Origin of the sequence: Caulobacter sp. D5, from assembly GCF_003185805.1 — a bacterium.
Taxonomy (GTDB): domain Bacteria; phylum Pseudomonadota; class Alphaproteobacteria; order Caulobacterales; family Caulobacteraceae; genus Caulobacter.
Map to the genome: position 1 here is coordinate 1 of NZ_QHJY01000254.1, position 4,867 is coordinate 4,867.

The following is a 4,867-nucleotide window of genomic DNA, read 5'->3' on the forward strand; positions in this document are numbered from 1 at the left end:
GCGCTCGCCGCCGCCGGCGCGGGCCTGCTCACGACGACGATCCAGCTCTTCGAGGATGTGTTGCAAGGTCGTGGGCTCCAAGCAGGGACTGGAACCCAAAGGCGTAAAGAGCCCCGGCGGGGCTGGCAAGGCGCAGCCTTCAGGCGGCCCTGGGTCCGAACAGGATGATCGCCGCACCGGCCAGGCAGACCACCGCCCCGATCAGGTCCCAGCGGTCGGGCCTCACCTGCTCGACCGTCCGCATCCAGACGATGGACGAGGCGATGTAGATCCCGCCATAGGCCGCGAAGGCCCGGCCCGCGGCGTCGGCCTCGATCTTGGTCAGCAGCCAGGCGAAGGCGACCAGGGCCAGGACGCCGGGGATCGCCCACAGCGCCGAACGCCCCTGCCGCAGCCAGGCCCAGAAGGAAAAACAGCCGCCGATCTCGCAGACGGCCGTCAGAACGTAGACGAGGAAGCTTCTCACCGGCCCGTTTATCGGCGAAGAGCGGCGAACCACCGCTCGAGCGCGGCCGCCTCGATCGCCAGGTTGGCGGCTCGGGTCACGGCCTCGTGGTCGTCGCCCCACTGCTCGGCCTGATAGATCTCGTCGAGGCGCGAGAGATCCAGCGCCTTCTGGCCGGTGACGCGGCCGGCGCGCAGGGCCAGGGCCAGGACGGTGGAGCCCAGCAGGCCGGCGGCATAGGCCACGCCCGCCAGGCTGAAGTCGTCCAGGGTCAGGGCCAGGGCCTCGACCGTGGCCAGGGTGGCCGGCGGCTGCGGGGCGTGGATGATCCCGGTGACCGGCGTCAGCGTCACGCCGTGCTCGGCCTTGGCCCAGTCGAGCATGGCGCCCCACTCGCGCTCCTGGCGCTCAATCAGGGGCGTGGGGCCGTCGGCGCGATAGCAGAGCAGGTCCGAGCCGGCATAGGCGGCGACCTCTCGGGCGACCTCGGCCCGGGTTTCGGCGATACGGTCGATGGCGGTGAAGGCCAGGCGCGTGGCGGGCATGGCCGTGGAGTCGATGACCTTTTCCTGGGCCTCCCACTCGCCGGCGACGACCTGGGCCAGGGCCAGGGTCGGCAGGGCCAGCGGCTTCTTCTGCGGCGACTTGGGCGTGCGGCCGTCGAGCAGCACCGGATAAGCGCCGTCCTTGGCCTCGCCGGCGGTCGCGGCCTTGTAGAAGCGGCGCGGCTTGTCGATCAGGTCGGGCTTGTCGGACACGGGAAAGGCTCATTTCTTGGATATGGGCGAAGCAAGAGCGTCGCCGCCGCGTTGAATGAGCGATCGCCCGCCAGACCGCAAGCCTGGCCGCAAGCCAGACCTAAGGGGAGAGCCGCCTTGAGCCTGCCTTCCAAGGACCTGATGGCCGCCCTGGCCGCCACCCGTTTCGGGATGGGCGCGCGGCCGGGCGAGATCGACGCGGCCCGAAGCGATCCCAAGGGGTTCCTTGCCGACCAGGTCCGCCGCGAGGGCGCCGACCAGCCGCAGGGCGACGGCGACAGCGCCGCCACACGCTTCGCCGCCTTCGCCGACTACCGCATGGAGCGGCGGGCCATGCGCCAGGAGGCGCGGGCGATCAAGGGCGAGGACGGCATGAAGCCGATCCCTCTGGTCGACGCCAAGCCCGGTCGCGACGCCCTGCAGCAGGCCCAGAAAGACGCCCAGCGCTATCTGCGCGACAAGACCAGCGACGACTTCCTCTCCCGCGCCCAGCTGGCCTGCGACACTCCGGCCGGCTTTCGCGAGCGCTGGGCGCTGTTCTTCGCCAACCACTTCACGGTGTCGGCCACCCGGCAAGCGACGGCGGTGATGATCGGGCCGTTCGAGCGCGAGGCGATCCGGCCCAATGTGTTCGGACGTTTCGAGGACCTGCTGGTCGCCTCCAGCACCCATCCGGCCATGCTGACCTATCTGGACCAGGCCCAGTCGATCGGCCCGACCAGTCGGGCGGCGGGACGCGGCAACAATCGGCGGGCGGGGCTGAACGAGAACCTGGCCCGCGAGATCCTGGAGCTGCACACCGTCGGCGTCGACGGCGGCTACGCCCAGGCCGACGTCACAGAGTTCGCCCGCGCCCTGACCGGCTTCAGCATCGGCCGGGCGCAGGACCCGGACGCCGGCGCCTTCCTGTTCCGGACGGGCGCCCACGAGCCGGGCCAGCGGACCATATTGGGCGCCCGCTACGCCGAGGACGGCGAGGGCCAGGGGCTGGCTGTGCTGAAGGCGCTGGCGAACGACCGGCGCACCGCCCGCCACGTCTGCGGCAAGCTCGCCCGCCACTTCGTCGCCGACGAGCCGCCGCCGGCCCTGGTCGCGCGGCTGGAGAAGCGCTGGATGGACACCGGCGGGCGGCTGGATGAGGTGGCGCAGGCCCTGGTCGAGGCCCCGGAGGCCTGGGATCCGGACGCGGCCAAGATCAAGACGCCTTACGAGTTCGTGGTCTCGACCTGGCGCGCCGTCGGCGGCCGACCGGAGAAGATCGAGAAGCTGAACCCGATCCTGACCAGCCTGAACCAGAAGCCGTTCACCCCGCCCTCGCCCAAGGGCTGGCCCGAGGAGGCTCAGGCCTGGGCCTCGCCCGACGGGCTGATCAAGCGCATGCAGTGGGCGCAGGGCTTCGCCTCGGCCGTCGCCGACACCCGCGATCCCGACGCCCTGGCGCGCTCGGCGCTGGGGGCGCGATTGAGCGAACCCACGGCCCGCGCCGTCGCCCGCGCTGAGACGCGCCGCGAAGCCTTCGCCCTGCTGGTGATGAGTCCGGAGTTCCAACGCCGATGACCGCTGCCTCGCCCTCCCCCTCGCGTCGTTCGTTCCTGGCCGCGGCCGCCAGCCTTGGCGTCGCCGTCAGCTTCGTCGGGCGACAGGCCCACGCCGCGACGGGCGCCAAGAAGCTGATCGTCGTGGTCTGTCGCGGCGGCATGGACGGTATGTCGGTCGCTCCGCCGGTGGGCGATCCGGACTACGCCGCCCTGCGCGGGGCCATCGCCATCAAGCCGGAAGAGGTGCTGAAGCTGGACGGGACCTTCGGCCTGCACCCGTCGCTGACCGCCGTCCACGCCCTGGCGCTGAAGGGCCAGGCGCGGATCGCCCCGGCCATCGCCACGCCCGACCGCGCCCGCTCGCACTTTGAGGCCCAGGACGTGCTGGAGACCGGCGAGGCCAAGGTCTACGGCGCCGACAGCGGCTGGCTGAACCGCACGCTGCAGGTGATGGGGCCGGGCAGGACCGAGGCCCTGTCGGTGGGCGGCACGGCGCCGCTGATCCTGCGCGGGCCGGTGCAGGCGGCCAGCTGGTCGCCGGGCAAGGGCGTCGACGAGACCGCGCGCCTGCCCACCCTGCTGCAGGACCTCTACAAGGGCGACGCCCTGCTCGGCCCCGCCTTCGCGCGCGGGCTGGAGACCGAGGCCATGGCCCAGGCGGCGATGACGGCCATGGCGCCCGCTCCGACCACCGTCCAGGGAATGGCGCCGGCCATGAACGCCCCCGCCATGAATGCGCCGGGCGGCCGTCCCGCCGACAACCGCCAGGGCCGCGAGGCGGCGCGCAAGCTGGGCTCGACCCTGGCCGGCTTCATGCGCCAGGCCGACGGCCCGCAGATCGCCGCCCTGTCGCTGGACGGCTTCGACACCCACGCCGGCCAGCCCGGCCAGATCGCCACGCGCCTGGCCTATCTGGACGCCGTGCTCGACGGCCTGCACGAGGGACTGGGTCCGGACTGGAAGAACACGGTGGTGGTCGCCGCCACCGAATTTGGCCGCACCGCCCGGGTCAACGGCACCGGCGGCACCGACCACGGCACGGCCTCGACCGCCCTGGTGCTCGGCGGGGCCTTGAAGCCCGGCGGCATCATCGGCGACTGGCCGACGCTGAAGGATACGGCTCTGTTCGAGAACCGCGACGTAGCCCCGACCCTGGACATGCGCGGCCTGTTCAAGGGCGTGCTGGTGGATCACCTGGGGGTCGAGCGGACGGCGGTGGAGCGCAAGGTGTTCGCCGACAGCGCGGGGGCGAACGCGGTGACGGGGCTGGTTTGAGACCGCTCGATCCCTATCCGTAAAATCCCCGCTTTCGCGGGGATTTTACGGAGTTTTGGAGACCTAAGCAGGAACCGCGTCGAAGGCCATCGTCAGCCGGCGCGCGTCGCCGGTGAACGGCACGGTGCCGTGCCACATGTAGGACGGGAACAGCACCAGGGTGCCCGGCGCGGGCTTCACCGCGTGCTCGGCCATCAGCTTGGGCGCCGTGGCGCAGCCGGGCTGGCCGAACTTGATCCAGCCTTCGCGCTTGTCCGGATCGTCCACGCCCGGCGGCAGGTCGATGTAGAAGGCCGACGACACCCAGCCCTGCGGATGGACATGGTCGGTGTGGAAGCCGTTCGGCTTGAGGCTGACCGACCAGCCGCCCTGGATGGCGGCGACGCCGGTGCGGCGGATGCGGAGCGGATCGCTCCCCTCGCCGATCTCGGCGGCGTAGCGCTCGACGCTGGCGCGGGCGTTGGCGAAGAAGGCCTGGAACAGCGGTTCAGGCGAGGAATGCAGCGACTGCACCTGGGCGCCGCCGCGCAGCGACTGCTGCAAGGGGTGGGCCTCCAGGTCGTGCAGCTGGCCCAGGCGCGTGCGCAGGTCGGCCAGGAAGCTGTCGAGGTCGGGCCAACCGTCGGGCGTGGGCAGGACGTAGGGCCGCACGAAGGCGTCGTAGTCGTAGAGCGCGCCATAGCGGGGATCGCCCAGAATCCGCCAGGCCGTGGCCTGCAAGGCCAGGGCATGCTGGTCGTAGGGCAAGGCGGCCACCACCGCACCGGCCGCCGAGGACGCGCCGGCCGCGTCGCCGGTCGCCAGAAGGGCTTCAGCCAGGGCCTTGAGCACGGGAGCGGCGTTAGGGGCCA

Annotated in this window: 5 protein-coding genes; 2 read left to right on the forward strand and 3 right to left on the reverse strand. The window is 71.9% G+C overall.

What is annotated here, in order from left to right:
* Positions 1 to 139: 139 nt before the first annotated feature.
* On the reverse strand, positions 140 to 466 hold the full coding sequence (locus tag DMC18_RS16600; protein ID WP_110118281.1) for a YnfA family protein: 327 nt from the start codon (positions 464 to 466) through the stop codon (positions 140 to 142).
* Between the two features lie 8 nt (positions 467 to 474).
* On the reverse strand, positions 475 to 1,203 hold the full coding sequence (locus tag DMC18_RS16605; protein WP_110118282.1) for an ATP12 family chaperone protein: 729 nt from the start codon (positions 1,201 to 1,203) through the stop codon (positions 475 to 477).
* Positions 1,204 to 1,320: 117 nt separating this feature from the next.
* Here DMC18_RS16605 and DMC18_RS16610 point away from each other — a divergent pair, with 117 nt between their 5' ends.
* Together DMC18_RS16610 and DMC18_RS16615 are read left to right on the forward strand one after the other, a co-directional pair.
* The gene (locus DMC18_RS16610) at positions 1,321 to 2,760 is read left to right on the forward strand and encodes a DUF1800 family protein (protein WP_233245159.1); all 1,440 of its coding nucleotides are present in this window, start codon (positions 1,321 to 1,323) and stop codon (positions 2,758 to 2,760) included.
* Positions 2,757 to 4,016 (forward strand): DUF1501 domain-containing protein, encoded by a 1,260-nt coding sequence (locus DMC18_RS16615; RefSeq protein WP_110118283.1) that lies wholly within the window; start codon positions 2,757 to 2,759, stop codon positions 4,014 to 4,016. The genes DMC18_RS16610 and DMC18_RS16615 overlap by 4 nt, the downstream gene beginning before the upstream one ends.
* Positions 4,017 to 4,079: 63 nt before the next feature.
* Here the strand turns inward: DMC18_RS16615 and DMC18_RS16620 are convergent.
* The coding region (locus tag DMC18_RS16620) for a putative 2OG-Fe(II) oxygenase (protein ID WP_255580402.1) at positions 4,080 to 4,867 on the reverse strand (788 nt) is incomplete at its 5' end.

Bases quoted from the DNA above. Each gene is read 5' to 3' on its own strand.
- DMC18_RS16615 (WP_110118283.1), top strand. From the start codon at position 2,757: ATGACCGCTGCCTCGCCCTCCCCCTCGCGTCGTTCGTTCCTGGCCGCG.